The sequence below is a fragment of the Pseudoalteromonas sp. NS-SX12 genome (assembly GCF_057367955.1).
The window spans coordinates 340,728-366,705 of the sequence record NZ_CM170634.1; the positions used below are offsets into that span (position 1 = coordinate 340,728).

Below are 25,978 nucleotides of genomic sequence, written 5' to 3' on the forward strand. Positions count from 1 at the left end.
ACACGACAAAAACGAACCAAAAAACGTGCCCAAAAATCAAACTAATCTTCAACGTGTCTTAAATATGAACATAAACGCCATGAATCGGCTTCCCTGCCTCAGCATGACTTGCTCGACCGTTTCGCTCCCTGTCTCGCATTATTCATTTAAGCCACTTTTTCAGGTTTGATTAATGGGGTGATCTATCTCAGCAACAGTCTTTAAGGTCGCAATTGAGCGAATAACGGTCGTTGATTAATGTAATTTGGAAGTACATAATTTACGACTCAATATATTCTCACCAAAAATTTAAATGAAAATTAACCCATATACATATACTTACTATCATATTTATAAACTGATGGGGAAAACTTCAGACTTCGGATGGTTCGGTGTCGCCCAGTATTGGCGTGCTTCGGTAGTTCTTATAGTCTTGAGTCTTTGGGTTATAGGAGGGGGATTAACATTCATTGCTTCACTCTTTAAGTGGGATTTGAGTACTCAACATCCCTTTGAAGCTGCATTTATTACTGGAGTCTTTGGAGCGATATTCAACTATTTTTTGTTTCATAGGAATGATAATGGAAAAAAAATTATTTCTATGTATGAAAGATTACCTAAGAGAACCAATTGCATCGGTGGCTTGTTAGTTCTTTTAGGTGTACTTCTGTGTAGTTGGCTAGTTATTGAAAGTTTTCAGATGTATGGAGAGGTAGCTAAAAAGTTAAAATGAGCTAGGTGACATTATAGGGCAGCGCTTTTACCTGGCTGATGCTTTTGACAATGAAATAGGTTTAGAGTTAATACGAATGACAGTAGTTGGCACAACGCGGAAGTAACTCTCTGAATTTAATTATGTATCCGGCAGTAATGAGCGAATAGCGGTCATTGATTTAAAGTATATTTTCAAGCAAAATTTACGTTCTATAAATAGGAACAGTCATTAAGGAATGTGAGTTTGCCAAGAAATAAGAGAAATAAAAAGTTTGGTGTTAACCCCTTTAGATACTTACTAGCACTTTATATGCCCTTCTTTTTGAAGTCTTTTTGGACGCATGAAATAGATTTCCCGTTGGTCAATAAAGGCGGTAGAGGAAACGGCGAAGTATTAACCATAAGTGACCCATTGCTACCAATAATTACCATTCCACTATTTCTATATGGTATTTATTACCTAGTTAAAGTAATTAGAACTAATTGGAAATTCGTAAATGGCTCAGAAGCTAGAATGGGCGCCTACATGTGTATTCCATTTGGAGTTGTTAGTTTCTTATTAGCTATATTAGAAAAGCCAAACTTCGCAATATTTATTTTTATATCAATTGGTGTACTTGGTTTATTTGCGGTCGATTTTAATAGTGAAGACAAAGTGCATTGATAGAAAAGCCTAAGCGTTAACTTTGTTCGCTATTGAGACTTAATTTAATTAATTAACATATCGTGTTGAAGAAAAATAATAAAATATGGAAATATAATGAAGAGTATTATAACTGTAATCGTAGCAAGTTTATTTTTAATAGCATGCCAATCAACTTCTCCAAAAGTTACTGTAAATACACTAGATAAAGAGCAACAACTCAATAAGAATGTTGCATTTTTAAAATCAGAAATCTCATTAGGAAAACAAGAGAAAAGATATGATCTTGCTTTAATTTACTCATCGAGTTTTGAACAAAATAAACGAAAGCTAGCTAAGCCATTATTGAAGCAGTTAGTTGAAGAGGAAGATGTAAATGCAATTGTACTCCTTGCTCAATTAGAGTTTTTAGGACGATTGGGATATGTTTCAGACAGTCTGTTCAAAGAGCACTATAAAAAAATAATAGATAAAGACCCAGAAGCTATTAAAAACTATAAAGATGAAAAAGCGGAGATAGAAACTGCTTTAGAGTTAAACTTTTCCTCAATGAAACAGCTTTATGATAAAAATAAACATTTGTGTGAGCAGCCACTTGAGCAACCAGAAATCGATTTTGACAAAAACTCAGATGCATACCTAGTCGCAAAATACTTTTACTCGTGTTTAGAAAAGTACTCAATAAAGAATAGTAAACTGCGCTTACAAGTAATGTCAGAGTTCCAAGCAATAATGTGTAACACTAAGGAAAGTAATAAAACATGTATTAGTGAAGGATATAATGCTCTTAGCCTAGGTTTAAATTCGATTGAAGAGTCTTTTGTAGTTGCTGCTGCGATTAGAAATATCTATAAATCACATAAAGACCAATTGCGTAAAAAGAATGGCCTTCAAAAAAGGAATCCATCATCAGAGACTGGCAAAGTATTGGTTAAAGCATTTGATGCCTATAACGAAAGTGATCTAGATAAAAGTAGCGAAATCCTAATAAGTTACATAACTAATACGAAACAACTTACGCCTTTTGACAAAGCATACGTCGAAAAATTTATCTCTCATATCCTTTTTCAACGAGATAAAGAAGGAGATACCGAACTTGTGATTTCTTATGCAAATAGAGCTTTAAGTAGCAATGAATTATCTTATAAAGATCACTGGGAACTATTCGATTTACTATCGGATGTATATATGCATAACGAAGAATACTCTAAGTATATAAATTTAATCGGGAATTACATTATAGAAAATCAGGGCAATATGGACCTTATTCCAGTCAATAGCATTTCAGAAAGTAATACCCGCATGACTAGCAATACAAACTCATAATAGTTTTCCAAGTTCTACTTTGGTATTGAATACTAAACACTTTATAGGCTTTCGAATGGACGAGTTCAGTAACGAACCGTCCGTTGACTCTAACTCATACTTATCCAAAAAGTGTTTAGGCGAACACGCTCGAAAGGGTGTTCAACAGTTATTCTCAAAGGAGGATTGGGGTCAGGTCTTGCATAGGAGGATAAAGGAGGATTGGGGTCAGGTCTTGCATAGGAGGATAAAGGAGGATTGGGGTCAGGTCTTGCATTGTGCATTGCCGATATAAAATTTAATGGTGTTAGAGTAATTGACTTTGCTTTTTGAATCCAATCAACGGCAGTTTATGGCACAAAGCGGAAGTAACCCTCTGAATTTAATTATGTATCCGACAGCAATGAGAGAACAACGGCCGTTGATAAAATTGTGAAAATAGTTCACGATGCCCACTAGATAACGATAAAATTAATGAGCTAACTTTCATCATCTTTCCATACCAAAGAAGTAAAATGGACTTTTTAACCAAACTCAAAAAACGCACTTCGGAAATACTCTTTTTCCCAGCCAAACTGGTGCATTGTGTAATGTACTACTTTTTCTTTCTTCAGATGAATAAAGGCACGCATGGAGGGAGTGTTGGGCCAACCATGCTTGTACAAGCATGTACAATGTTAATTTGTATTCACCTAGCATTTGCAGTTTGTGGCTTGAGTTATTGGGAACTGTGTATGTGGTTAGGTAAAGGGTTTGAGTTGGATAAAAGAACAAGAACGTCTGCATTTGGCATGTATATGATTTTTTATTTGATAATATCGTGGGTTAATATGAATAAGGTCACCAATGATAAAACAATACAAGAAATGGCATTTATTCATTCCACATGGCAACGAAAAGTGATAAGTGTAATTTTGTTTTTTGTGTTTGTAATAGGCATACCTTTGCTAACTTTTTTTGTAGCAATGTGGACAGTTGAACCTTGGTATTAAAAAGTTTAGTAGCTGGACTGAACGGCCGAGTTTGGCACTAACCTGCCATTGAGTCAGATATTTAGGTTCACTCCCTCACCCATTAATCAAACCTGAAAATACAATTTAAATGAATAATGCGAGACAGGGAGCGAAGCGGTCGAGCAAGCCATGTACAACAGGGACGTTATTTCATGGCGTTTATGTTCACATTTAAAGTGTGTTTGAAGATTCAGTTTGATTTTGGGGCACGTTTTTTGGTTCGTTTTTATCGTGTAACAAAAATGAACAAGAGGGCGCCATGGATGGCGCAAGATATCACTATAAATAGCTGTTCAAGCGCGTTCTGCCACTACCACTACCCTTCCCTCTGGCACTAAATCCAAACTATTGCGCCGCTCACAGGTGATTAGCACCAAATACCCTTCTAGCCCTAACAACCAATTAGAATCACGGTAATTCACATGCATTATATTAATTACTTTAAAGTGCTGCTGCCCTTTACCTTGTGCTTGGTAGCTAATTTTTTCACCAAGCTTTAACTCTTTAACAAAGCTAAAATGGGTGTCGTTATGTGCTGCAACTAAAATGTTATTGCTTGGGTGATGCCAAATACCGGGGGCGAACGCGAGGTTACGGTTACTTGCCTCATTGAGCACAATTTGTGAAATATTTCTGTTTTTTACAATGAGTTCACCAACCGGATAGCCGTCGGCGTAGTACCATGCTTTTTGCTGGCGATTGGCATCCGCTTTATTTTCTTGCCATGCCTGCCACAGTAAAAACTGAGCAAGTTGCGCTTTGCCATACACATAGCTTGATTTAAATACTAAAAATAAGCCTAGCACGGTAATACAAAACGCCAAAAGGCGTAACAATTTACGCCTACTCTTCATTTTTCTGCGTCCTCTTTTTGTCCCCAAAGGGCTAATAAAAAACCACCGACTAGCAATAAAATACCAAGCCAAAGCAAACGGTCGTTATTGCCTGATGTTTGAGGCATCGCACTTCCTTGCGGCAGCATATTTGGCGCTTCGAACGATTTATTGGCAACATCACCAAAGTATTCTTCCACCGCGATAAAGGCTGTGTATGGTGTTAATAATCCATGGCGAATACCAAGCTTCGTTATTTCAGCTTTATCGTGTACTAAATCTAGCGTGTTAATGTGTTCTTTAGCGTAAGCGCGGGCGATGCCTTTTGCAGCAATCGCATTTTCAAGCGAAACCCGCTTTAAGAACTTACCATTTACACCATCACCTGCGATCTGCACCGCTTGAGCCGGTTGTGCTAATTTAAAATAAGCCACCAGCGGCGATGAAAAATACAGATCAGCCGTCGGTAAACTTTCAGCAAGTGGTAAGCCCATATCATTTAACACGCGAATATTCTGAAGTGCTGGGTTACTCAACTTGTCACTTAACAGCGACACTTCGCTTGCTATGTTCTCGAGATTATTAATAAACAAAGTCTCACCTTTGCCATGCTTGGCTAATAAGCGCATTAAATGACTATTCGGGGCACTGCCAATAGCTATGGTAAAGAGCTTACTATCGGCACGGCGATTTTTTACTAAGCCCTTAACTGATTCAGCATCGGCGACCGCACCATCGGTTAATAACACTACTTGGCGTACTCGCGTTTCATCAAATTGACCGTCAAAACTGGCTGCTAGTGCGCTGTTTATTTCGGTGCCACCGTCAGCTTCTAACCCTGCAACAAAACGTTTAGCCGCTTGCAGCTGTGAATACGTTGCCGCGACGGATCCACGCTGAAACAATTCAACTTCATGATCAAATGCCACAATATTAAAGAGATCATCTGTACCGAGTTTTTCCAACGCTAAAATTAACGCCTGTTTTGCTTGTTCCATTGATGTGCCCGCCATAGAGCCCGAGGTATCAATCACAAACACCAATTCACGGGGCAAGCTGTGCGATATAAAATCCGATTTAGGCGGCATCATCATCACTTTGTAAAATGACTCGCCATTAATATTTTCATGGAACACTTGCGTGGTAATTTGCTCATTTAAAAGCGGCACAAATTTAATATCAAAGTCGCGATTTGCCACTAAGCTTTGTGGCGCAGGAATAAGTTGATACTGTGTATTTCCGGTTTGCACTACCGACAACATATGGCTTGGGCTAGTGATGCTATCGAGTTCAAAACCTAAGTTCACATCAAAATTGATAGTAATTTTGTTGTTTACATTGAAACTGGTTAACACAGTGTTTTGCAAAAAATCGAGAGTTGGCGCCTCCTCGGCCATCAATGTGTTGGTATTAAAACTGCTTTGCGAGCGCGTTTGAAAATGGCTAATCGGGTCATTTTCATCAAGGTCAAGATTATTAAAATAGCGCGGTGCAACCACTGTCGGTAAGCGCAAGCTAAACACTTCATCTTGATAGGTTAATGGAAATTGAAAGCTCAACTTAACAGCAACTTCTTGCCCTGGCTCAATATTAGCAACCTTGGTTTTAAATACATTGGCGCTTTGGTTTTTAACTAATGCGGCTTTATGGCCTTGTTGCTGGGCTTTTTTATAAATCACCTCAGCCTGTTGTTTTTCTTTAATTTCACCAATAATTTTGCGGTTATCAAGCATCATTTCCATGGCAAACACCGCGCTATTTTCAGGCAATGGAAACTGATAACTGCCATTGAGCGTTTCTAATGCTGGGTTTTGATAGACCTGTTTTAATTCAACAAACGCAAGCATGCCTTTTACTTGAATATCAAGGTGGGTCGATTTAAGCACGCTTTGCTCAACTTCTTGCCCTGCCTGATTAGTTAAAATAAGCCCTTGTGCCGACACTTTCGCGCTAAACAAAATGGCCGAGGCAAGCCACGCTACAAAAAGAATGGCAAGGTTAATGAAAAGGCGCATATGCGCGCCTTTTCGTTTACCTTGTTGTTCTTTTTCACCTCCTGTTGTGTGTTTTGGTAACATTACTAGCCCCTCTCTAGTATTGGTTGTTAGCGGTTTGAGATTGCTCTTTAAGTCGTGCATGCACTGTTACACGGCGGTCAAATACGTTGCTTTCGAAGCTGTCTTCTGCATTTTGTTTGGCAATACTTTGGCTTTCACCAAAGCCATGGGTGCTTAAGCGGTTATGGTCAACACCTTGTTTAATCAGAAATGCGGCTACGTTGTCGGCACGTTTAGTTGATAGTGCTAAATTGTTTTCATCATCACCGCGTTGGTCGGCAAAACCATTTAGGTCGAGATAAATTTCTGGCTGCTGTTTCATCACTTCAGCAAGTTCAATCAATTGCTCAGCAAAGTGTGGTTCAATTTCTGAAGAGCCCGAGCGGAACTGCACCGACATTGCTAGTAAATTATCGATACGCTGCTGTGCAATGTGCTCAAGTTGTGATTCAAGTTGCTGTTTTGAGGCAACTAGCTCTTGGTAATCAGAGGTTTTATGTTGTAGTGCAACAATGGTTTGTTGCTGTTTTGAAATTTCAGCTTGCTGCTCTTTAATATCAACCTTATCGCCTTCAATCTTACCGATAAAAATACCGACAATACCGCCTGCTACCGCGCCAACCGGGCCGCCAATTAATGCGCCTACCGTTGCGCCAGCGCCAAAGCCAATTAGTGGCTCTTTTTCAAAGTCTTGCTCTTTGGCCATTGCTGGGTTGCTAAGTGCTAATGCGATAACTGAAACTAAAAGTGCCTTTTTCATAATATTCTCCAAGAATGTTTTAATTTTTTTAAATACGTTGTTTTGTGTTGATGCTGCTGCACCGTTTGCGTTGGAGTAATTAAAACAAGCTGATCTGGCAATTTTTGGTTTGAAAAAAGGCAATGCGATGAGCAATTGTGGCAAAAAAATGGCAATTGCTCCGATTCTCTATTTTTTGCTCATTTTTTAGGTATAGTGGCGGCTACCAATACGCAATTAACCGTAATCAATGAAAAAAATCGCCATCATCGAAGATCAAGACGCCATTCGTGAAAACTATATTGATATGCTAGAAAGCCAAGGCTATTTAGTTAAAGGCTATGCTGATCGCATCAGCGCACAAGACGAGTTATTAGCAAACCTGCCAGATTTAGCGATTATTGATATTGGCCTAGGTGATGAAATAGATGGCGGCTTTATGTTGTGCCAAGCATTACGCGCAAAAAGCCAAACCTTGCCGATTATTTTTTTAACAGCCCGCGATAACGAAATCGATACCGTATCGGGTTTACGCATGGGTGCTGATGACTACCTTACAAAAGACATCAGCCTTGCCCATTTAGCCGCGCGTATTTCTGCAATTTTTCGTCGCCAGTTGGCGCTCAATACTCCCCAGCAGCAAGCACAACTTATTGAACGCGGCGAATTAGTGATAGACCCTGAGCGCATGCAGGTCACTTGGCAAGGCGTTACGATTGATTTAACCGTGACTGAATATTGGTTAGTGCATGCACTTGCTATTCGCCCAGGCCATGTAAAACAACGCAATGACTTAATGAATGAGGCAAAGATTTACGTTGATGACAGCACCATCACCTCACATATTAAGCGTATTCGTAAAAAGTTCTTAAAAATTGATGATGCATTTGATCATATCGATACCGTGTATGGCATGGGTTACCGCTGGGAGGCAAAATAAGCCATGAGAATTGGTCTGCGCACTAAAGTTGTTGTTCTTTCAAGCTTTTTGTTATTACTGCCATGGCTTGGTCACCAGTATGTGGCTGAAATGGAAAACTTTTTACGCTTAGGACAAGAAAAAAACTTAGTTGCCACCAGCCGCGCTTTGGCAACCGCTCTGCACGACAGACCAAAATTATTCGATAGCCAAGCAAGCTTTTTAGAATCGGTTGAAAAAGGCCGCGATCTTTACGCTTACAATATTGTAGGACCTATTCAACTCGACGGTAAGCTGCAAGATTGGCAACCCTACTTGCCCCTTGTTTGGCATTATGGCGACGCCTACTTAACGCAAGATAACGCAATGCATAGCGATGAAGACATCTCGTTTAAGCATATGGTCGGCAAATACAAAGACTACCTTTACGCGCAATTTAGCGTAACCGATGACGATGTTGTTATGCGCGGTAGAAACACCATCAGCTTAGAGCGTAACGATCACTTAAAAATTGCCTTTACCAATATTGAAGGTGAGGTGAAAACCTATTTAATTTCAACCAAACAAGCAGGTTGGGTTAACGCCTTTGACGCCGAAACCAAAATGCCCTTTACGCAAATTCAAGGTTACTTTCGTTTAACTAAGCAAGGCTACAATATTGAGCTGCGCCTGCCATTAACGCTTCTCGGTAATAAATTGGGCTTTGCAATTTTAGATAAAGACCAAGGCGAGGAAAAATTAGCAGAAATCGCCACCTCTAACCTCAACGAGCAGCAAAGCTTAGGCTCGATTTTAGTGCCCTCACCAGAAATTGAAGAAATTATTAAAGGCATGGCACGTGCGGGCAGCCGCGTATTTGTAGTCGACCAGCATCGTCGTGTTTTAGCCGATGCCGGTAATATAAAAAGTGCCGATGGCGGCTGGGGCGACACCATTAAAAAGCGCAAACCATCGCGTTGGGAGAAATTTGAAGAAGAATACCTGCACCCAATTTATTACAAAATTCTCACTCGCCCTGCAACTGAGTTTACCGATATTACCCGTGATGTAGCCGCGCTTGATGGCAGCCATATCAATGCAGCACTTGATGGCCACGCAAAATCAACATGGCGCTTAACCCCCGATCAAAAAGCGGTGATCCTTTCTGCGGCCTACCCTATTTGGATTGACGACCAAGTAATGGGCGCTGTAATTGCCGAAGAAACCACTAACGGTATTCGCGAAATAAGAAACAAAGCGTTTGAAAAACTGTTTAATGTGATTTTAGCTATTATGCTCATTGGTACGCTGAGCTTATTTTTATTCGCATCCATTATCTCAACACGAATCAGGCGCTTACGCGACGCTGCAGAAAAAGCCATTGATGCACAAGGGCGTGTTACAGGAAAAATTGACAAACAATTCTCTAGCGATGAAATTGGCGACTTGTCACGCAGTTTTGCTAGTATCGTAAATCGCCTTGGCGGCTACACTCATTATTTAGAAAATATGAGCTCGCGTTTATCGCATGAGCTGCGCACGCCAGTAGCTGTGGTACGCTCGTCCCTTGAAAGCCTTGAGCTACAAAATACTCATGAGCCTAGTCAAAAATATATTGCTCGCGCAAAAGAAGGTGTGGCGCGTTTAAACAAAATACTCACCACCATGAGTGAAGCAACACGCCTAGAGCACGCCATTGAAAATAGCCAAAAAGAGCAATTTAATTTAAGCGAAGTAATAAATGGCTGTATGCAAGGTTACACCCTTGCCTACCCGAATAAACACTTCAATTTAGCCCTTAGCGATGAAGCTTATGCACTTAATGGGGTGCCTGAATTCATTGCACAATTGCTCGACAAACTGATAAGCAACGCAGTTGATTTTGCCGAGAAAGAGACAAGTATTGAAGTGAACTATCACATCACGAGTGGTAAAGCGCAATTTAGTATTTTTAACGCAGGCCCTCAATTGCCGCCAGATATGGCCAATCATATATTCGATTCTATGGTATCAGTACGTGAATCAAGCAAACAAAAAGAGCCTCATTTAGGGTTGGGTTTATATATGGCACGTTTAATTTGCGACTTCCACGGCGCAACTATTACAGCTGCTAATAAAAACCAAGGCGTTGAGTTTTTAGTAACGTTTAAGGGTTAACTATAAAACTGTTAACCCACTAATTATTAAAAACAATTTGGTTACCTTACCGATATTTTTGAAAATAATTTCTCAAGTTTTTATTGCGATAAACGATATAAAGTTATTGTATTAGTTGTGAAGTAGATATGTAATGCAAACCGATTCAAACAATAACTTAAACCTAGCCTCTTTAAATAGCGCGATTATCGTTGAACAAGAGCTATGGCAAGCCGTATGTATTAACTGCTATGACCTTGTTGCTAAAGGTGTTGCTAGTTGTACAAACTCGCTTAACTACATCATTGAAACGGCATTAAAGCTGGCTCAACAACTTAATTTACCCGCTGTACTTTGGACAACCAACTGCGAGAATGAGCAAAAATTAGCATCATTATTAGTTGCCATTAATGCCCAAATTAAAACACCACAACAGTTATTAAACCGATAACCCTCGACTGTGTGACCTTCAACAGTCACACTTAATTTAACGCCCGAACAAGCGGTTCGTGGCGTTAAATTCTTTTCATTAGATCAACATTTTTTAGTACATAAGCTAATATGCAATTTGTTGAAATTGCGTGCTGACTATAATGAGACACACACTCAAATTACCACGAGCATGCTTTGCAAATTTGTAATCTCAATCTTAGGTTATTTATTTGTTTTAACTTTGTTATTCTCAATACACACACTTAGCGTGAGAATAACAATGACAACAAAAAAACAATTGAAACGTGCCCTACTAGCAGTGAGTGTCAGCTTGGCTAGCTTTTCGCCATTTACCTTTGCTGATTACACCATTTTCCACAATGCAAAAGGCTATACGCTAAAGCAAGATAAAGGCGTTCACGAATTTTCTACTTTAGTTATTAAAGACGGGAAAGTCGTCGCAACAGGCGATAAATCAATTATTTCAACTTATAGCCCTGCTGAAAAAATCGATGTAGAAGGTAAAACCTTACTACCAGGCCTAATCGATGCGCACGGCCACATTATTGGTCTTGGTAAAAATCAAAGTCAGCTTGATTTACGCAGTAGTAGCTCATTGAAAGATGCGCTAAAGAGCATAGAAGAATATGCAAACCAAACAGATGGTTGGGTGATTGGCCGCGGTTGGAACCAAGAAAACTGGCCTAGTAAGGCATTTCCTACTGCCAAAGATCTCGATGCGATAGTGAGCGACAGACCTGTTGCACTAACACGCGTTGATGGTCATGCCCTTTGGGTAAACTCAAAAGCACTCGAAATTGCGGGTATTAATAAAGATACACAAGCACCTAGCGGCGGTGAAATTATCCGCTTAGACAACAGAGAGCCTTCAGGTATTTTGATTGATAATGCAGAACCACTTGTTTATCAACATATGCCAAGCGTTGATAAGGCCGAAGCAAATAAACGCCTTGATGCCGCAGGTGAACATTTGCTGAGTTTAGGTATTACCTCAGCACATGATGCTGGCATTGATAACTTAACCTACCAAGTTTATTTAGAACGCGCAGCTAACAACACCTTACCTATTCGCATTTATGCCATGTTAAGTGCAACAGATAGCGAGTTAACTAAACAACTTGCCGCTGGCAAAAAGTTTGATGATCACGACATGTTGGCGATCCGCAGTATTAAAGTGTACTCGGATGGTGCGTTAGGTAGTCGCGGGGCTGCGTTACTTGAAGACTATCAAGACCGTATTGGCCACAAAGGCTTAATGCTAATGAGCAAAGATGAATTAGAAAACGTATTTACTCAGGCGTTTAAAGCTGGGTTTAGCGTAAATACGCATGCCATTGGTGATAGAGCAAATCGTGTGGTACTCGACACTTATAAAAAAGTTTACGCTAAAAGTGGCGGTAAACTACTTAGAAATCGCATGGAGCACGCGCAAATTGTTGAGCCAAGTGATATTAAACGCTTTAAACAACTCGCTATTATTCCTTCAATGCAACCAGTGCATGCCACATCTGATATGCATATGGCGGAAGATCGCCTTGGTAAAACACGCTTAACGGGCGCTTATGCATGGCAAACCTTTTTAAAGCAAGGTTCTCGTGTAGCGGCGGGTTCAGATTTTCCAGTTGAGTTAGCAAACGCGTTTCATGGTTTATACGCCGCAGTTTCACGCCAAGATAAGGATGGTGCACCAAAAGGTGGCTGGCTTGCTGAGGAAAAGTTAACTCGCGAGCAAGCGCTACGCGCATTTACTTTAGATGCGGCCTATGCGGCTCACCAAGAATTTAAAATTGGTAGTTTAGAAAAAGGTAAGTGGGCAGATTTTATAATTGTGGATACTAATTATTTTAAAGCGCCACTGAGCGATATTTACCACACTCAAGTTGAACAAACCTGGCTGGCGGGTAAATTAAAATACCAACAAAAGTAAGTATAGAGATTTTAGAATTCAGAGTCTTGATACTGCGCTCTGAATTCTAAATATTGAAGCTTTTTAGCTGTCTGCTTTAATATCAGCTGTCGTTGATTTTTTCTTTGCTAATTTAATTAAGTGATAAAGATTTACGAAGGAAAGTAAGCCATTGGTAAAAGCTACCGGCCAAGCTGAAATAGCCAAACCATACAAGGTAAAACAAATACAGCCAGCTAAATTAAACCAACGTAATTTAGTGACATCTTCCATCATTAACGAAGCAACGAGCAATGCTGATGCAAAATAACCTAAATATTCCCAAACCATTGTATCGCTCCGATTCTAATTATTACCAATTTGCTGTAAGCTAAACGGTCCGATAGAATAGCTGAAGGACAATTGTCCAACAGCAAACGCTAATTACTTGTACTCAACAAGCGAGACTATATGTTCGATTACCACTTTTCAAAAACTCTAGTTGATGAGTTACTGTCGTACGCAGGCAACAGCTATACCTTAAAAAAAGGTAAGTTACTTGCCGAGCAAGGCAAACCATTAAGTAAATTAATTTTAGTACGTAGTGGTACAATTTCATTTAGTTACGACGTAGGTAACGGTAGGCGCTTATTGCTAGGGCAACTTGACTGCCACAATACTTTAGTGGGTGAAGTTGAAGCGCTTAATGACAGACCGTGTATTTATTCGATGACCTGTCAAAGTGAAGTAACCTATAACTTGATTGAGTTAAAGTACTGGCGTGAATTATTACAAGAAAAGCCAGAATTAGCACTCTACACCGCGAAAAGCATTGCTGAAAAGTTTATTGAGAACCAACAAATAAACTTAAACAAGCTGCTGTTACCACTTAGCTTTAATATTGCCAAAGACTGCTTAGCCCGTTACCAAGATGAAACCGTGACAATGTTAAAGCCTTATCCTAAAGTAAGTGCTGAAGCAGAGCGTTTTGCCACAACAGAACGTGCATACCGCCGCGTGGTAAGTGATTTAGTAGAACAAGGCTTAGTGCAGCGTACAGAGCAAGGCTTAAAGCCACTTGACGAAGATAAGTTAGAAGACTTTATTGATAGTTTTGCCAGTCGTTAAACTATTCTTGCAATAACAAAAAAGGTCGCTATTGCGACCTTTTTTAATGCTATTTATTTAGCGATTATTTTTTATCAATAAATAAATGGCTAATTTCTTTTAAATCAGTTTTGCCATTTGCAATTTCATCTGGTGTTAAACCTGAAAGCTCATGTGGGAAAACTAACCACTCGTCTGAGTCATGAATATAGTAATCAGGTTCAATCGGTGTTTTGTTATTTTTTGGCTTATAGTAAGGACAAGCCACGCGAATATCTTGTGGCAAATTTAAGCGCATCAGTTCTTTTAATTTTTCTTTTAGTGCGAAAATACTGCGACCTGAATCAAATACATCATCAACAATTAATAAACTGTCAGACGCGTTAGCGTTTTCGATAATGTAATGTAAGCCGTGTACTTTAATATCTTTTGATTGCTTTCCAATACCGTAATAAGACGATGTACGTACCGCAATATGATCTGTGTCTACACCTTTAAAGTCATAGTATTCTTGTACAGCAATACCGATTGGTGCACCACCACGCCAAATGCCCACAATATAGTCAGGGCGAAAACCATCATCAAAAACCTGTGCTGCGAGTTTAAATGAGTCTTGCAAAAGCTGCTCGGCGGTAATAAAAACCTTATCTGACATGATGTGCTCCTGAGATTATTGGGGTATAAAAAAGGTGTGCATAATAGCTTATATTTAACGAAATAGCTTGCTTTATATCAAAATAGCATGTCTTAAGGCTTTTAAAATATATCATACCAATTCACTTATATAGCCGATCATTCTAGCGGGTTAAATATCATGCTAACTGCGTTTGAATTTATCAATGTAGAACAACTACATTAGAAAAATTCCGCCTTGTTATCATTTCATTTATCCAGCGCTAGCTCTGATCACATACTTAACAGAATTGGTATCACAAACTGTTAGGTTAAATATTGGGCTTTCAAAAAAGAGCTTTTGAAAATATACATAAAAAACGTATGAAAATATTTTTGGTAAATTTAACCAAAAGTCAGACTTTAGGGATGAAGCAAATAAACTGAGGTACCCAATATGTGGTGGATATTTGCTTTCATGCTGCTTGGTCTTTACGTTGCATTAACCCTCGTAAGGTTTAATGATAAAACACTAAGTGAGAAAGAGCTTCGAAAATTAAACTTTGAAAAGCATTAATAAAAAAAGCCTGCAACTGCAGGCTTTTTTTTATTTTATTACCAAAGCTGGTTATGCTTTTTCAAGTAATGTGCGAGCAACCGTACGCATACCCCAAGTAGTAGCACCGGCAGCCCACTGACTACCCGCAGAGTTTTGGAAACTTGCAGCAAGATCGATATGCACCCAGCCTTTACCGTCATTTGGCACAAAACGAGATAGGAAACCAGCGGCATTTGATGCACCGCCAAAACCACCGCCTTTCTGCGCACGGCTGTTTGCCGTATCTGCGTATGGAGATGGACAGTTAAACTGGTGGAACTTCTCAAGAGGTAATGCCCATGCAGCTTCAAACTCGTCGCTAGCAAAGTTTTCAACTTCACGCACTAGCTCTTTATCTAAACCAAATAACGCATTGTATTCTTGACCTACCGCCATAAGCGCTGCACCAGTTAAGGTTGCCGCATCAATAATTAGTGGCGCGCCTGTTTCGCCAGCTGCCATTAGGCCGTCAGCAAGTACTAAACGACCTTCCGCGTCAGTATTTACGATTTCTACTGTAGTACCATTTTTGTACGTAAGAATGTCACCTAACTTGTATGCATTACCTGAGATTAGGTTCTCTGCACAGCATAGGAATAACTTAACGCGCACATCTAAACCACGGCTAATTGCCAGAGCAAGACCAGAAGTAACCGTCGCCGCACCACCCATATCACACTTCATGGTTAACATGCCTTCACTTGGCTTAATTGAGTAACCACCTGAATCGAATGTAATGCCTTTACCTACAAGCGCTGCTGCTACTGGTGCATTTTCATCACCTGTTGGGTTGTAATCGAGTGTAAGTAACACTGGCGGGCGCTCACTACCACGGCCTACAGCGTGAATACCAATCCACTGTTGCTCTAATAATGCATCGCCTTTAATAATGTCGTAGCTTACGTGCTCTGGCGCCATTGAACCGATAAATTCAGCCGCCTTTTCAGCAAGGCTTTCTGGATAAACATCTTCTGCAGTACCATTAATCATCTGACGTTGCCAAATTGCAGCACGCTTTAACGCCGCTAATTCATCAAGTGATGATTGGCTGTTTTCTGCAAATGTAACTGCATCAAGATTTTTAGCTGTCACAAAGCCTTGATAAAGCGCCCACTGACTTTCTGTGCACCAAGTGTCACCTTCTAAAACGATTGCTTTAATGCCTTGATTAGCAAGTGCACGACCTGCCTTTTGTACGTTTTTAAGGGTTTCTTCTTGCTGTAAATGAACGGTTGCACCGTCATTAGAAAAAGAGAGTAAGGCTTTTTCACCCCAATGCGCCGCTGCGGCATCTTGAGATAACTGAACTTTGAACAGATCTGACATATTTTTTTCTCTCGTGTGTTCACATAATTGCGTGGCCCCAGTGTACACTAGTCACATACATAGCCCAATAATTTGCGATTAAAGCCATGCAATTTCAATCAAAGCTGCAACAAGCCAAGCTTATAAAACGATACAAACGTTTTTTAGTCGATATCGAAACCAGCCAAGGAGAATTAACCATTCACTGTGCGAACACCGGGCGTATGACTGGCTGCGCCGATTCTGGCTTTACTGCGTATTATTCAACATCTAGTAATACCAAGCGTAAATACCCTCATTCGCTCGAACTGACACAAAATCTAGCGGGAGATCTGATCTGCGTTAATACCAGCATGGCCAACCATGTGGTTGCCGAGGCGATAGCTAAGCAACAAATACCTGAATTATTAAATTACGATACCCTAAAACAAGAAGTGAAATATGGCGATGAAAACAGTCGCATTGATATTTTATTGAGTGATGCCGAAAAGCCAGCGTGTTATATCGAAGTAAAATCGGTCACCTTGTTAGAAGAAAACGATAAAGGTTACTTTCCCGATGCCGTCACGGCCCGAGGCAGCAAACATTTGCGCGAATTAGTGACAATGAAGCAACAAGGCCATCGTGCGGTATTATTCTTTTTAATTCAACACACTGGCATTAAGTCTATGGCACCCGCAGCTCATATTGACAACAATTATGCAATGGAAATTAAAAAAGCATTAGCAGCAGGGGTTGAAATTTTATGTTATCGCACCAACATAAGCTCGGAACAAATTGTAATAGATAAAACCATTCCCTTTGTCGCACCACAGTGAATAGTTAACGAGTTCAAACGTTTTACCGCATAAATTATTGTTAATTAGGCTTGTCTAAATTTTTTTATTGGTAAAAATTAATTGCACTTAATTTTTTATTCTGCTATTTATAGCCGCCGACTTTTATTGGGACTCTATTCATAGAAGAATTAGGAGACAGTTATGCCATCACAAAATAATTTGAGTTTACTGGCTCAAGCAGGCCTAGCGCCGTATACAGAAAAACCTGGCGAAGAATACATGAGTGACGCACAACTTGCGCACTTTAAAACAATTCTTGAGACATGGCGTAACAACTTACGTGAAGAAGTAGATCGCACAAAAAACCATATGCAGGATGAAGCAGCAAACTTCCCTGATCCAGTTGACCGTGCAGCACAAGAAGAAGAGTTTGCATTAGAATTACGTACCCGTGACCGCGAACGTAAACTAATTAAAAAGATTGAGAAAACATTACAACTAATCGAAGATGAAGATTTTGGCTATTGTGTTACTTGTGGCATCGAAATCGGTATTCGTCGTTTAGAGGCTCGCCCAACAGCTGATCAATGTATTGATTGTAAAACACTTTCTGAAATCAAAGAAAAACAATCAGGCCGTTAATTTGGCTTAAATGTTGGCAAACACATCAGATTTTGGGGCATACCGTGGCCGGTTTGCCCCCTCTCCTTCTGGGCCATTGCACTTTGGCTCGCTCGTAGCCGCGCTCGGCAGTTATCTTGACGCCAAAGCACATAACGGTAGTTGGCTTGTTCGTATTGAAGACATCGATACGCCACGCGTTGTTTCGGGTAGCGACACTCTTATACTTAAAACGCTTGAAAACTACGGCCTATATTGGGACGAATCAATTCGCTATCAAAGCGCTTGTTTAGCGCATTATCAAACAGTGCTTGAACAGCTGATCAGTAAAGACTTAGTCTATGCTTGCCAATGCACACGTAAACAAATTAAGCAACATGGCGGGTTTTACAACGGCCATTGCCGTGACTTACACCTTACATTTGATAGCCAAGCGCTGAGACTAAAACAAACCATACCAACCTATCAATTTAGTGATCTTTTTAAAGGCGAAATCAACGTTGAATCTGTGTTTTCAGAAGAAGACTACATTATTAAACGCCGTGATGGCTTATTTGCCTATCAACTAGTAGTAGTGTTAGACGACATAGCACAAAAAATTTCTCATATTGTGCGCGGTGCTGATTTACTATTCCCTACCGTACGACAAATCAGTTTATTTAAGCAACTAGACTCACCTGTGCCACAATTTGGTCACCTTCCATTAGCTGTAGCAAAGCCTGGTTTTAAGTTATCAAAACAAAACTATGCAGCGGCGATTGACATGGATAAACCACAGCAAACACTTATTGCTGCGCTTAAATTCCTCGGCATCAACGCCAATAAAACTCTGTTAGATGCCAGTGTCGATGAAATTATTCTATGGGCAATAACGGCATGGCAACGAAAAAACGTACCTGCCAATGATGAAATTCAGCTTATTAACAACGAAACCAGCTTTACCTTCAAGCCGCTTTAAATTAGCGCAATCTTTACACTAAATTATGGCTAAATATCAGCCCACACAAGCGTGCTAGCCATGGCATTAACTGGGTGATTAGTATATTATTACGCGGTTAATTTTCCCTGTATGAATTCTGGAGCCGTCCCATTATTTCTAAGCTTGTAAAAATCTGTCGAGGTATTTTATCTGGATCAGAACAAGGTCAGCAGCCGCAAAGCGTTGCGAGTTTTTCTAAACCGCTTGTCGTTACCCGCGAAAATCATGTGGTATCGCGTAAACAACTTAGCCCAAATGCCTTAAAAGTACTGTATCGTCTTAAAGATGCTGGCTACGACGCCTATTTAGTTGGCGGCTGTATTCGCGATATTTTACTTGGCCTAGAACCGAAAGACTTTGATGTAGTTACCAACGCTACACCCGAGCAGATTAAAAAGCAGTTTCGCAATTGCCGTTTAATCGGCCGCCGTTTTCGTTTAGCGCATATTATGTTTGGCCGAGAGATCATTGAAGTGGCCACCATGCGAGGCCATCACAATGATGAAGAACAGGGCGAAAAAAATAAAAGCCAAGCAAGCGAGCAAGGACAATTACTACGTGACAACGTTTACGGCACTATCGACGAAGATGCAGAACGCCGTGACTTTTCAATCAACGCGCTGTACTACTCAATTAACGATTTCAGTATTCATGATTTTGCCGGTGGTATGGAAGCGATTAAAAATCGCCGTATCGAACTGATTGGCGATCCTGAAACGCGCTACCGTGAAGATCCGGTACGTATGCTGCGAGCGGTACGTTTTGCCACAAAACTGGATATGACCATTGCGCCAGCGACAGAGAAACCGATGTTTCAGTTGGCGTCGCTGCTTGGTAATATTCCAGCAGCCCGTTTATTTGAAGAGATGTTAAAGCTATTCTTAAACGGTAAAGCAGAAGCTAACTTCCACTTACTGCGTCAGTACGGGTTATTTACTTACTTATTTCCTGCACTTGATAAATTACTGAACAAGCACCCAGACGGCACTGAGTATCAGCTTGTTACGCAAGTATTGAAAAATACCGACAAACGCATTAATGCAGGCAAAAAAGTAACACCAGCCTATTTAATCGCAGCATTTTTATGGTACCCATTACAAAGCTTAGCCAACCGCATTACAGCGCAGGGCGAAACACCATTTAATGCATTTAATATGGCGATGAATCAAATTTTATCTGAAAGTGCAAAGTCGCTTGCAGTACCAAAACGTTTCACCATTGGCGCTCGTGAGATTTGGCAATTGCAACACCGCTTTGATAAACGTGGCGGTCAACGCGCATTCCGTTTAACGCAGCAACCGCGTTTTCGTGCCGCAAAAGATTTCTTCTGTTTACGCGCGCAATTTGAGCCTGAACTGGCAGAGCTTGCAAAGTGGTGGGACAACTATACAGAGCAAGATGCTGGCAGCCAAAAACGTATGGTTAGCGATTTAAATAAAGGCGCTAAAAGTGGTGGCAATTACCGTCGCCGCAGACCACGCAAAGCAAAAAGTAATAACGCAAAACGCCATGACTAATCGCGTAAATTCTTTGGTTTATTTAGGCTTAGGGGCTAATTTAAATGCCCCATTAGAGCAATTACGAAATGCCACACAGGCATTAGCCTCACACCCCAGTATTACCCTTGTTGCAAGCTCTTCACTTTATGGCAGTAAACCAATGGGACCGCAAGATCAACCTGACTATGTCAATTCAGTTGTTGCCATTGATACAGCGTTATCGCCGCTTGAGCTCCTTGATATTACACAACAAATCGAGCTCGATTTTGGTCGCGTACGCAAAGCCGATCGCTGGGGACCACGCACGCTCGACATCGACATTATTTTATTCAAAAACCAACAACTTGATAATGAACACCTAACTGTGCCACATTACGGCATGAAAGTGCGTGAGTTTGTTCTTTATCCAATGCATGAAATTGCACCGGACCTTGCGCTACCTTGTGGTACAGACCTAGCAGATTTAATAAAAACAATAGATAAAAATGGCTTGAGCATTATTGCAGCAAGTTAATAACGGCAAGTAATCGAGGGATTTATGGCTAAAATTACCGTTTCAAAACTTAAAAAAATGAAACAAGAAGGCGAGAAAATTGCCGCTTTAACCGCATATGATGCAAGCTTCTCAGGCCTCTTCGAAGAGCAAGGTGTTCACGTTTTATTAGTGGGCGATTCAATGGGTATGGTGCTGCAAGGTGGCAACGACACCTTGGCGGTAACTAATCAAGATATTGCCTACCACACACGCTGTGTGCGCGCAGGCGCTAAAGATACCTTTGTCATCGCTGATTTACCTTTTATGACCTATTCGAACCCAGCTGATGCGTGTAACAACGCGGCTGAGCTTATGCGTGCTGGGGCAAACATGGTTAAACTCGAAGGCGGTGAATGGCTTTATCCAGCAATTGAGTTGTTAACGCAACAAGGCATTCCTGTGTGTGGTCATTTAGGATTAACACCGCAATCAGTACATGTATTTGGTGGTTTTAAAATTCAAGGTCGCACTAACGAAGCCGCAGAGAAAATGATTAACGACGCCAAAGCGCTTGAAGCCGCAGGCGCCCAATTGTTAGTACTGGAATGTATTCCTTCAGAACTCGCTAAAGCCATTACCGACGCTATTTCAATTCCAACGATTGGTATTGGCGCAGGCAAAGAAACCGATGGTCAAATTCTAGTTATGCATGACCTTGTTGGTATTTCTGCAGGCTATATCCCTAAGTTTTCAAAGAACTTTTTATTGGAAACTGGCAACATGCCAGCAGCAGTTAAAAAGTATATCGATGATGTGCAAAGTGGTCAGTTCCCTGGCCCTGAGCATGAATTCAATTAATTTAAGTGTTAAGTAGTTACTTTTATGCAATCGGTTTCTAACGTTTCTCAATTACGCAGTAAAATCAAAAGCTGGAAACAGCAAGGCCTAACAGTGGCATTTGTGCCAACAATGGGCAACCTACATGCTGGTCATTTTTCACTGGTTGATAAAGCTAAACAAATCGCCGATAAAGTGGTTGTTAGTATTTTTGTTAACCCAATGCAATTTGGCAAAAATGAAGATCTCGACAAGTACCCGCGTACTTTACAAAACGATCAAAATGGCCTGATTGAGCACGGTGCTGATTTACTGTTTACACCAACCGTTGAAACCATCTACCCCAAAGGGCTAGACGCACAAAGTTATATTGATGTGCCAGGAGTCTCTGAAGGCCACTGTGGTGCCAGCCGCCCTGGTCACTTTCGTGGCGTAGCGACAATTGTTAATAAACTCTTTAACCTTGTTCAACCTGATATTGCCTGTTTTGGCGAAAAAGATTTTCAACAACTTGCGGTTATTAGAACCATGGTTGAAGACTTATCGATGCCGATTGAAATTATCGGCGTTGCGACCAAGCGTGAAGACTCTGGCCTCGCCATGAGCTCGCGTAATGGCTATTTATCGGATGATGAAAAGCAACAAGCAAGTGCGCTATATCAGATTATGCGTGACGCTGAAACGGCGCTTAAAGCCAACGAGTTAAGTTTAGATGAGATTACAGAGCAAGCTAAGTTAGCGATTGATAAGCATGGCTTTACACTTGATTACTTTAATATTTGTAATGCAAAAACCTTACAATTAGCCACTAAGGAAGATACTAATTTAGTTATTCTTGTTGCTGCATTTTTGTCAAATGTGCGTTTAATTGATAACTTACAAGTAACGACAGCCTAGAACCAAGCAGTTCTATACTCAATTCAAAAATAATAAGGATTAAGGATAATGAAACAGTTAATCACTATCGCGTTAGTAGGTTTGTTGGCTGCATGTAGCTCTCAAAACTTAACACAAGAGCAAAAAGAAGGGCTTAATCGCTGTGCACAGCAAAACTTTCAGTGCGAGTCTTCTTGTAGTAATTCAAGCTTAAACGAAAGCATGACTAACGGCGTATGCATGCGTAAATGCGTTGACGAACACAATGCTTGTAAAGCACAAGTTGGCCCTGAATTTATTAACTAAAATATATAATTTTAAATACAAAAAAGCCGCTAATTAGCGGCTTTTTTTATGACTTAATCGATTAACTTATAGAAGGCCTAGCTTCTTAAGCTCTCTGTTAGCCATGTTTGAATCAAGTGGTACATAACCGTCTTTTTCAACAATCTTTTGACCATCTTTAGAAAGTACCATCTTAAGGAACTCAGCTTCGATTGGTGAAAGCGGCTTGTTAGGGTGCTTGTTCACGTAAACGTATAGGAAACGAGAAAGTGGGTATTTACCTGTTGCTACGTTTTCTAACGTTGCATCAACGTAGTTAGTACCTTTCTTAGCTAGTGGAACAGTACGAACACCTGATGTTTTATAACCAATGCCTGAGTAACCAATCGCATTTAATGAAGATGAGATTGACTGTACTACTGATGCAGAACCTGGTTGCTCATTTACGTTGTTTTTAAAGTCACCTTTACACAGTGCTTTTTTCTTGAAGTAACCATAAGTACCAGACACAGAGTTACGACCGTATAATTGGATATCTTTACCAGCCCAAGAACCTTCTAAGCCTACATCGCTCCAACGTGTCGCTTCTTTATCTGCACCACACTTACGTGTTGATGAGAATACAGAATCCACTTCTTTAATTGTTAAGCCTTTAACTGGGTTATCTTTGTGTACAAATACAGCTAGCGCATCGATAGCAACACGTACTTCAGTTGGCTTATAACCGAATTTCTTTTCAAATGCTTCGATTTCTTTTGATTTCATCTTACGGCTCATTGGACCGAAGTTTGATGTACCTTCAGTTAGTGCCGGTGGCGCAGTTGATGAACCAGCAGCTTGAATTTGAATATTTACGTTAGGGTACTGACGCTTATATTCTTCTGCCCAAAAGGTCATCATGTTTGCTAATGTGTCTGAGCCTGTAGACGAGAAATTACCAGAAATACCTGTAGTTTTTTCATAATCTGTTAATTTGTTATCTACTGCAATCGCGTTACCAGCAAGCATTGCTGTAACAGTTAGGCCCATAGTAGCCACTAAGTTTTTAAGTTTCATTGGGTAACTCCAATTGATTATCCCGTTTTGATGATGCGACTATTTTTAGCCTTTTCCATGACATTAAAATGACTAAAATATGACAAATTTATTAACACACTAATTTATTCAGCTTCAACTTCTAACACTTTGTTTTTTATACGATCGTTAGAAAAAGAAAAACTAAATATTGAACCTTCGCCCAATTTTGATGAAATATTTAAGTGAGAATCATGACGACTTAATACATGTTTAGTGATCGCCAAACCTAAACCCGAGCCACCAGTATCGCGAGAGCGTGCCTGATCAACACGGTAGAAGCGTTCAGTTAATCGATGAATATGCTCACCAGCAATGCCATCGCCGTTGTCTTCTACACGGAACTCTGCGCCCTTATCGGTTTTGTGCCAACTAATGTTTATTTCACCATGAGCTGGGGTATAGCGAACGGCATTAAATACTAAATTTGAAAAGGCGCTGCGCAACTCTTGCTCTTTGCCAATTAAATTTAATGACTCGTCCATATCCAGCACAATTGTGTGTTGTTTTTCTTGGTTTAATTGTTCGGCCTCGCGGTAAATTGCGGTAAGCATATCCGCTACATCTACCTCTTCCTCGAAGTCTGGCTTATCAGAATTTTCGATGCGTGCCAACGCAAGTAACTGCTCGACTAAGCTTGCCATGCGCTTACATTGATCCAGCATAGTTTGTTGCGCTTTACCCCACATTGAAGGTGGTGGCGCCATATCTGGATCAAACATTTCGAGATAGCCCGACATTACAGTTAACGGCGTACGCAACTCATGCGACACATTAGCAATAAAGTCTCGGCGCATTTCTTCGAGTTGTTTGATTAACGTCACATCGCGCACCACCATCATTAACTGTGATGCGGCATAAGGCGTTACCCTCACTTCTAATACACTGTGTGGATCAATCGGTGATTGCAGCTCTAATGGCTCAAGGTATTCTTTTGCACGCATGTATTTAATAAAATCTGGACGACGAATTAGGTTATCAAGTCGCTGACCATGATCGAGCGGCCACTGTAATCCTAATAAAGCGATCGATTCTTTATTACACCAAACGATCGCCAGATCATCTTGCAATACTAATACGCCATCGGGAACGGCTTCTGCACCTTCACGAAAACGACGAATAACATCTGCAAGCTCGTTACGTTTTCTTCGATTGCGCTGTTGCAGGCGATAAATGCCTTCAAATACCTGCTCCCAAACACCTTCACCTTCTGGTGGGTAATATTTGCGTTGTTCTGTAAGCCAATCGCTTAATCTAAATAGCTGACGATAATTCCACACTAATAGTGAAAATGTACCTAGCCATAAAAGTAAAAAAGGAGCCCCTAACAGGACTCCTATTAACGTAAGCGGGATAAAGTAAACAAAAAGGCGTTTGACTAATTCCCGCTTACTCACAATTCGCAGCATAGACTTCTCTTAGAAATTAAATTTTGCTCGAAAAACGATAACCTGCACCACGTACGGTTTGTACTAATTTATCATGACCCATAGGTGCAATCGCTTTACGTAGACGACGAATATGAACATCAACCGTGCGATCTTCTACGTAAACATTTGTACCCCAAACATTATCAAGCAGTTGTTCACGGCTGTAAACACGTTCTGGGTGTGTCATAAAGAAATGAAGTAATTTAAATTCAGTTGGTCCCATATCCAATTCGTTACCTGCAGATGTTACACGATGCGAAATAGGATCTAGGCGTAACCCATGTACTTCAATTGCTTCTTCGAGCGATGTAGGTGATACGCGACGGAATACCGCTTTAATGCGTGCCATTAACTCTTTTGGTGAAAACGGTTTAGTGACATAGTCATCAGCACCTACTTCTAGGCCTTTGATCTTGTCTTCTTCTTCACCACGAGCGGTTAGCATAATAATTGGGATATGGCGGGTGTAATCACTATTTTTAATTTTTTTAGCGATTTGAACACCACTTGTGCCAGGCAGCATCCAGTCCAGTAGAATCATATCTGGATAAGGCTCAACTAGCGCATCCATTGCAGAATCATAATCTTGGGCTTCAATAGCCTGAAATCCATTTTGTTCAAGTACGAATACCAACATTTCACGAATTGGTGCTTCGTCATCAACCACTAGTATCTTACGCGACATGAATTAAATCTCTAAGTTATCAACTGACTTCATTATCAAAGTAAAGTGTGACACTTTTATGAATATAAACATAAAAAGATCATAAATAAACTGTTGTCTATTTGTAGTGTTACTTTAACCTAACTTACATAATCATATAAAACAATTTAAATTCAATAAGA

Annotated in this window: 26 protein-coding genes; 17 read left to right on the forward strand and 9 right to left on the reverse strand. The window is 40.4% G+C overall.

Annotation, left to right across the window (positions count from 1 at the left end; all coding sequences use genetic code 11):
• Positions 1–292: 292 nt before the first annotated feature.
• The 4 genes from AC2IOM_RS01670 (at position 293) to AC2IOM_RS01685 (ending at position 3,633) form a co-directional block, all read left to right on the forward strand.
• On the forward strand, positions 293–712 hold the full coding sequence (locus tag AC2IOM_RS01670; RefSeq protein ID WP_486358926.1) for a hypothetical protein: 420 nt from the start codon (positions 293–295) through the stop codon (positions 710–712).
• 225 nt (positions 713–937) lie between these two features.
• Positions 938–1,357 (forward strand): hypothetical protein, encoded by a 420-nt coding sequence (locus tag AC2IOM_RS01675; protein ID WP_486358927.1) that lies wholly within the window; start codon positions 938–940, stop codon positions 1,355–1,357.
• 96 nt (positions 1,358–1,453) lie between these two features.
• A complete protein-coding gene (locus tag AC2IOM_RS01680; RefSeq protein WP_486358928.1) occupies positions 1,454–2,662 on the forward strand; it encodes a hypothetical protein in 1,209 nt (402 codons plus the stop codon).
• 494 nt (positions 2,663–3,156) lie between these two features.
• Positions 3,157–3,633, forward strand: coding sequence for a hypothetical protein (locus AC2IOM_RS01685; RefSeq protein ID WP_486358929.1), 477 nt, complete (start codon positions 3,157–3,159; stop codon positions 3,631–3,633).
• Positions 3,634–3,947: 314 nt separating this feature from the next.
• On the opposite strand, the gene AC2IOM_RS01690 is transcribed toward AC2IOM_RS01685, so the two are convergent.
• Genes AC2IOM_RS01690 through pdsO form a run of 3 tightly spaced genes read right to left on the reverse strand, consistent with a single transcriptional unit; the run spans position 3,948 to position 7,304 of the window.
• Positions 3,948–4,508, reverse strand: coding sequence for a sortase domain-containing protein (locus AC2IOM_RS01690; RefSeq protein WP_486358930.1), 561 nt, complete (start codon positions 4,506–4,508; stop codon positions 3,948–3,950).
• A complete protein-coding gene (locus AC2IOM_RS01695; RefSeq protein WP_486358931.1) occupies positions 4,505–6,565 on the reverse strand; it encodes a VIT domain-containing protein in 2,061 nt (686 codons plus the stop codon). Before AC2IOM_RS01695 ends, AC2IOM_RS01690 begins: the two co-directional genes overlap by 4 nt.
• A gap of 13 nt (positions 6,566–6,578) precedes the next feature.
• The gene (gene pdsO, locus AC2IOM_RS01700) at positions 6,579–7,304 is read right to left on the reverse strand and encodes a sortase-associated OmpA-like protein PdsO (RefSeq protein WP_082428631.1); all 726 of its coding nucleotides are present in this window, start codon (positions 7,302–7,304) and stop codon (positions 6,579–6,581) included.
• A gap of 229 nt (positions 7,305–7,533) precedes the next feature.
• Between pdsO and pdsR the strand changes: the two genes are divergently transcribed.
• From pdsR to AC2IOM_RS01720, 4 genes are all read left to right on the forward strand, one after another.
• Positions 7,534–8,223, forward strand: a complete 690-nt coding sequence (gene pdsR / locus AC2IOM_RS01705; RefSeq protein ID WP_105170927.1) for a proteobacterial dedicated sortase system response regulator — start codon at positions 7,534–7,536, stop codon at positions 8,221–8,223.
• A 3-nt stretch (positions 8,224–8,226) separates the two neighbouring features.
• Positions 8,227–10,338 (forward strand): proteobacterial dedicated sortase system histidine kinase, encoded by a 2,112-nt coding sequence (gene pdsS, locus AC2IOM_RS01710; RefSeq protein ID WP_486358932.1) that lies wholly within the window; start codon positions 8,227–8,229, stop codon positions 10,336–10,338.
• Positions 10,339–10,471: 133 nt separating this feature from the next.
• Entirely contained in the window at positions 10,472–10,768 is a 297-nt protein-coding gene (locus AC2IOM_RS01715) for a hypothetical protein (RefSeq protein WP_010560981.1), read from the forward strand.
• Between the two features lie 261 nt (positions 10,769–11,029).
• A complete protein-coding gene (locus tag AC2IOM_RS01720) occupies positions 11,030–12,697 on the forward strand; it encodes an amidohydrolase (protein WP_486358933.1) in 1,668 nt (555 codons plus the stop codon).
• 63 nt (positions 12,698–12,760) lie between these two features.
• Here AC2IOM_RS01720 and AC2IOM_RS01725 read toward each other — a convergent pair whose 3' ends face one another.
• Entirely contained in the window at positions 12,761–13,006 is a 246-nt protein-coding gene (locus AC2IOM_RS01725; protein ID WP_486358934.1) for a uroporphyrinogen decarboxylase, read from the reverse strand.
• 120 nt (positions 13,007–13,126) lie between these two features.
• Between AC2IOM_RS01725 and AC2IOM_RS01730 the strand changes: the two genes are divergently transcribed.
• Complete coding sequence (locus AC2IOM_RS01730; protein WP_100912691.1) at positions 13,127–13,783, forward strand: Crp/Fnr family transcriptional regulator; 657 nt, start codon at positions 13,127–13,129, stop codon at positions 13,781–13,783.
• Positions 13,784–13,847: 64 nt separating this feature from the next.
• On the opposite strand, the gene AC2IOM_RS01735 is transcribed toward AC2IOM_RS01730, so the two are convergent.
• Entirely contained in the window at positions 13,848–14,417 is a 570-nt protein-coding gene (locus tag AC2IOM_RS01735) for a phosphoribosyltransferase (protein WP_054981114.1), read from the reverse strand.
• 585 nt (positions 14,418–15,002) lie between these two features.
• Complete coding sequence (pepB, locus tag AC2IOM_RS01740; protein ID WP_138629038.1) at positions 15,003–16,298, reverse strand: aminopeptidase PepB; 1,296 nt, start codon at positions 16,296–16,298, stop codon at positions 15,003–15,005.
• A gap of 86 nt (positions 16,299–16,384) precedes the next feature.
• Here pepB and sfsA point away from each other — a divergent pair, with 86 nt between their 5' ends.
• The 8 genes from sfsA to AC2IOM_RS01780 all read left to right on the forward strand — a co-directional run bounded on the left by sfsA (position 16,385) and on the right by AC2IOM_RS01780 (position 22,649).
• Positions 16,385–17,095 carry a DNA/RNA nuclease SfsA gene (sfsA, locus tag AC2IOM_RS01745; protein WP_486358935.1) on the forward strand — a complete coding sequence of 237 codons (711 nt, stop codon included), beginning with the start codon at positions 16,385–16,387 and terminating at the stop codon, positions 17,093–17,095.
• Between the two features lie 162 nt (positions 17,096–17,257).
• Positions 17,258–17,698, forward strand: coding sequence for an RNA polymerase-binding protein DksA (gene dksA / locus AC2IOM_RS01750; protein WP_010560988.1), 441 nt, complete (start codon positions 17,258–17,260; stop codon positions 17,696–17,698).
• Between the two features lie 10 nt (positions 17,699–17,708).
• Complete coding sequence (gene gluQRS, locus AC2IOM_RS01755; protein WP_486358936.1) at positions 17,709–18,635, forward strand: tRNA glutamyl-Q(34) synthetase GluQRS; 927 nt, start codon at positions 17,709–17,711, stop codon at positions 18,633–18,635.
• Positions 18,636–18,799: 164 nt separating this feature from the next.
• Positions 18,800–20,173 (forward strand): polynucleotide adenylyltransferase PcnB, encoded by a 1,374-nt coding sequence (gene pcnB / locus AC2IOM_RS01760; RefSeq protein WP_486359568.1) that lies wholly within the window; start codon positions 18,800–18,802, stop codon positions 20,171–20,173.
• Positions 20,166–20,669 carry a 2-amino-4-hydroxy-6-hydroxymethyldihydropteridine diphosphokinase gene (folK, locus tag AC2IOM_RS01765; RefSeq protein ID WP_486358937.1) on the forward strand — a complete coding sequence of 168 codons (504 nt, stop codon included), beginning with the start codon at positions 20,166–20,168 and terminating at the stop codon, positions 20,667–20,669. The genes pcnB and folK overlap by 8 nt, the downstream gene beginning before the upstream one ends.
• 24 nt (positions 20,670–20,693) lie before the next feature.
• The gene (panB, locus tag AC2IOM_RS01770; RefSeq protein WP_100912685.1) at positions 20,694–21,488 is read left to right on the forward strand and encodes a 3-methyl-2-oxobutanoate hydroxymethyltransferase; all 795 of its coding nucleotides are present in this window, start codon (positions 20,694–20,696) and stop codon (positions 21,486–21,488) included.
• A 24-nt stretch (positions 21,489–21,512) separates the two neighbouring features.
• On the forward strand, positions 21,513–22,364 hold the full coding sequence (panC, locus tag AC2IOM_RS01775; RefSeq protein ID WP_105170938.1) for a pantoate--beta-alanine ligase: 852 nt from the start codon (positions 21,513–21,515) through the stop codon (positions 22,362–22,364).
• A 48-nt stretch (positions 22,365–22,412) separates the two neighbouring features.
• Positions 22,413–22,649: a hypothetical protein gene (locus tag AC2IOM_RS01780; protein WP_010560994.1), complete on the forward strand. Its 237-nt coding sequence runs from the start codon at positions 22,413–22,415 to the stop codon at positions 22,647–22,649.
• 66 nt (positions 22,650–22,715) lie between these two features.
• Here AC2IOM_RS01780 and AC2IOM_RS01785 read toward each other — a convergent pair whose 3' ends face one another.
• From AC2IOM_RS01785 to phoB, 3 genes are all read right to left on the reverse strand, one after another.
• The gene (locus tag AC2IOM_RS01785) at positions 22,716–23,684 is read right to left on the reverse strand and encodes a PstS family phosphate ABC transporter substrate-binding protein (protein WP_100912683.1); all 969 of its coding nucleotides are present in this window, start codon (positions 23,682–23,684) and stop codon (positions 22,716–22,718) included.
• 104 nt (positions 23,685–23,788) lie between these two features.
• Positions 23,789–25,111 carry a phosphate regulon sensor histidine kinase PhoR gene (phoR, locus tag AC2IOM_RS01790; protein ID WP_486358938.1) on the reverse strand — a complete coding sequence of 441 codons (1,323 nt, stop codon included), beginning with the start codon at positions 25,109–25,111 and terminating at the stop codon, positions 23,789–23,791.
• Positions 25,112–25,127: 16 nt separating this feature from the next.
• On the reverse strand, positions 25,128–25,817 hold the full coding sequence (phoB, locus tag AC2IOM_RS01795; protein WP_010560997.1) for a phosphate regulon transcriptional regulator PhoB: 690 nt from the start codon (positions 25,815–25,817) through the stop codon (positions 25,128–25,130).
• Positions 25,818–25,978: the final 161 nt, after the last annotated feature.

What these genes read in the sequence shown, in the direction of transcription:
- AC2IOM_RS01670 (WP_486358926.1), top strand. Translation starts at nt 293, where the DNA reads ATGAAAATTAACCCATATACATATACTTACTATCATATTTATAAACTG.
- AC2IOM_RS01680 (WP_486358928.1), top strand. Translation starts at nt 1,454, where the DNA reads ATGAAGAGTATTATAACTGTAATCGTAGCAAGTTTATTTTTAATAGCA.
- AC2IOM_RS01685 (WP_486358929.1), top strand. Translation starts at nt 3,157, where the DNA reads ATGGACTTTTTAACCAAACTCAAAAAACGCACTTCGGAAATACTCTTT.
- AC2IOM_RS01690 (WP_486358930.1), bottom strand. Translation starts at nt 4,508, where the DNA reads ATGAAGAGTAGGCGTAAATTGTTACGCCTTTTGGCGTTTTGTATTACC.
- AC2IOM_RS01695 (WP_486358931.1), bottom strand. Translation starts at nt 6,565, where the DNA reads ATGTTACCAAAACACACAACAGGAGGTGAAAAAGAACAACAAGGTAAA.
- pdsO (WP_082428631.1), bottom strand. Translation starts at nt 7,304, where the DNA reads ATGAAAAAGGCACTTTTAGTTTCAGTTATCGCATTAGCACTTAGCAAC.
- pdsR (WP_105170927.1), top strand. Translation starts at nt 7,534, where the DNA reads ATGAAAAAAATCGCCATCATCGAAGATCAAGACGCCATTCGTGAAAAC.
- pdsS (WP_486358932.1), top strand. Translation starts at nt 8,227, where the DNA reads ATGAGAATTGGTCTGCGCACTAAAGTTGTTGTTCTTTCAAGCTTTTTG.
- AC2IOM_RS01715 (WP_010560981.1), top strand. Translation starts at nt 10,472, where the DNA reads ATGCAAACCGATTCAAACAATAACTTAAACCTAGCCTCTTTAAATAGC.
- AC2IOM_RS01720 (WP_486358933.1), top strand. Translation starts at nt 11,030, where the DNA reads ATGACAACAAAAAAACAATTGAAACGTGCCCTACTAGCAGTGAGTGTC.
- AC2IOM_RS01725 (WP_486358934.1), bottom strand. Translation starts at nt 13,006, where the DNA reads ATGGTTTGGGAATATTTAGGTTATTTTGCATCAGCATTGCTCGTTGCT.
- AC2IOM_RS01730 (WP_100912691.1), top strand. Translation starts at nt 13,127, where the DNA reads ATGTTCGATTACCACTTTTCAAAAACTCTAGTTGATGAGTTACTGTCG.
- AC2IOM_RS01735 (WP_054981114.1), bottom strand. Translation starts at nt 14,417, where the DNA reads ATGTCAGATAAGGTTTTTATTACCGCCGAGCAGCTTTTGCAAGACTCA.
- pepB (WP_138629038.1), bottom strand. Translation starts at nt 16,298, where the DNA reads ATGTCAGATCTGTTCAAAGTTCAGTTATCTCAAGATGCCGCAGCGGCG.
- sfsA (WP_486358935.1), top strand. Translation starts at nt 16,385, where the DNA reads ATGCAATTTCAATCAAAGCTGCAACAAGCCAAGCTTATAAAACGATAC.
- dksA (WP_010560988.1), top strand. Translation starts at nt 17,258, where the DNA reads ATGCCATCACAAAATAATTTGAGTTTACTGGCTCAAGCAGGCCTAGCG.
- gluQRS (WP_486358936.1), top strand. Translation starts at nt 17,709, where the DNA reads ATGTTGGCAAACACATCAGATTTTGGGGCATACCGTGGCCGGTTTGCC.
- folK (WP_486358937.1), top strand. Translation starts at nt 20,166, where the DNA reads ATGACTAATCGCGTAAATTCTTTGGTTTATTTAGGCTTAGGGGCTAAT.
- panB (WP_100912685.1), top strand. Translation starts at nt 20,694, where the DNA reads ATGGCTAAAATTACCGTTTCAAAACTTAAAAAAATGAAACAAGAAGGC.
- panC (WP_105170938.1), top strand. Translation starts at nt 21,513, where the DNA reads ATGCAATCGGTTTCTAACGTTTCTCAATTACGCAGTAAAATCAAAAGC.
- AC2IOM_RS01780 (WP_010560994.1), top strand. Translation starts at nt 22,413, where the DNA reads ATGAAACAGTTAATCACTATCGCGTTAGTAGGTTTGTTGGCTGCATGT.
- AC2IOM_RS01785 (WP_100912683.1), bottom strand. Translation starts at nt 23,684, where the DNA reads ATGAAACTTAAAAACTTAGTGGCTACTATGGGCCTAACTGTTACAGCA.
- phoR (WP_486358938.1), bottom strand. Translation starts at nt 25,111, where the DNA reads ATGCTGCGAATTGTGAGTAAGCGGGAATTAGTCAAACGCCTTTTTGTT.
- phoB (WP_010560997.1), bottom strand. Translation starts at nt 25,817, where the DNA reads ATGTCGCGTAAGATACTAGTGGTTGATGACGAAGCACCAATTCGTGAA.